This is a genomic window from Collinsella sp. HCP28S3_E9, from assembly GCF_052065455.1.
Classification (GTDB): Bacteria; Actinomycetota; Coriobacteriia; order Coriobacteriales; family Coriobacteriaceae; genus Collinsella.
In genome coordinates this window covers 1-1,147 of sequence record NZ_JBQHTZ010000041.1, presented here as the reverse complement: position 1 = coordinate 1,147, position 1,147 = coordinate 1, and the positions used below count along the sequence as shown (strand labels likewise).

1 protein-coding gene is annotated in these 1,147 nt (G+C 63.4%); it reads left to right on the top strand.

Annotation, left to right across the window (positions count from 1 at the left end):
* Nucleotides 1-29 precede the first annotated feature (29 nt).
* Nucleotides 30-1,139, top strand: coding sequence for an IS1595 family transposase (locus tag ACTNA2_RS09065; protein ID WP_441049388.1), 1,110 nt, complete (start codon nucleotides 30-32; stop codon nucleotides 1,137-1,139).
* Nucleotides 1,140-1,147 lie beyond the last annotated feature (8 nt).

The following is a 1,147-nucleotide window of genomic DNA, read 5'->3' as shown; positions in this document are numbered from 1 at the left end:
CTCTCCGTTAGACCAGCGTTGACGTAATAATGTCCCGTCCCCGCCCTAAGATGAATGTCGCCAAACATCAACATCGAAGAGACGGGGACGGGATGCTGGACATCATACTCCATGAGATGGAGGGGCTCTCCCTCGGGGAGAAGCGTGATCTCATCTGTGCCACGAAGGCGGCGGTCGCGCGCGAGCTTGGCAAGCAGGCAGATGGCGCGACGCCCAGATCATGCCCCCGGTGCGGCTCTTCCTCCTTCATCAGGAAAGGGCACAATGCCGACGGCTCCCAGCGCTGGCTCTGCAAGGGGTGCGGGAGGACATTCTCGTCCAAGAGCAGGGGCCTGCTCGCCGCCTCGAAGCTCGATGCCACGACCTGGGCGCTCTTCGTGGAAGCAACGCTTTCGGGCTCAAGCCTGAGGCAGTGCGCGAAGACGTGCCATGTGTGCCTCAGGACCTCCTGGTTCATGCGCATGAGACTCTGCGAGGTTATGGAGCGCTCGCTTCTCGCCTTCAGGACCGGACCTTCGGTCTCCTGGCAGGTAGACGGCGCCTACCTCGACGAGTCCCTCACGGGAAACAGGGCAAGGAGTGCTGCCAAGATGCCGAGGAAGCCCCACAAGCACGGCGGCGCCGTCCATGCGCGCGGCATCTCCAACCTCAAGGTCTGCGTCATCTGCGGAGCCAATGATGCCGGAGACGAGCTCTGCCGCGTGGCCGACAGGGGAAGGCCGAAGGATGAGGCCCTGAGAGACGCCATCAAGGGTCTCGGTCCTGGCACCTGGGTGGCGACCGACGCCCATCAGGGCTACAAGCGCGTGCTTCCCGCCCTCGGCATCACCGAGCATGCCGCCACCGACACGCGCCTGCAGAAGGACGGCGAGCTTGGCATGGTCAACGCGATGCACCAGAGGCTGCGCATCTTCCTTGCCCCATTCCACGGCGTATCCACCAAGTGGCTGGACCACTACCTCTCCTGGTTCCTTTGGCTCGAGCAGGCAAGGCGCTCGGACGCAGACGGGCTTCAGACGCTTTCCGGCCAGAGCGCCTGCGGCTTCTACGAGCATACGAGGCGCCAGATGATCGATCGTCCCCAGCCCTTCTGGGACTATTGGCAACGGCAGGGAGCGGCTACGTCAATGCTGGTCTAACAGAGAGT

Bases quoted from the DNA above. Each gene is read 5' to 3' on its own strand.
- ACTNA2_RS09065 (WP_441049388.1), top strand. From the start codon at position 30: ATGTCCCGTCCCCGCCCTAAGATGAATGTCGCCAAACATCAACATCGA.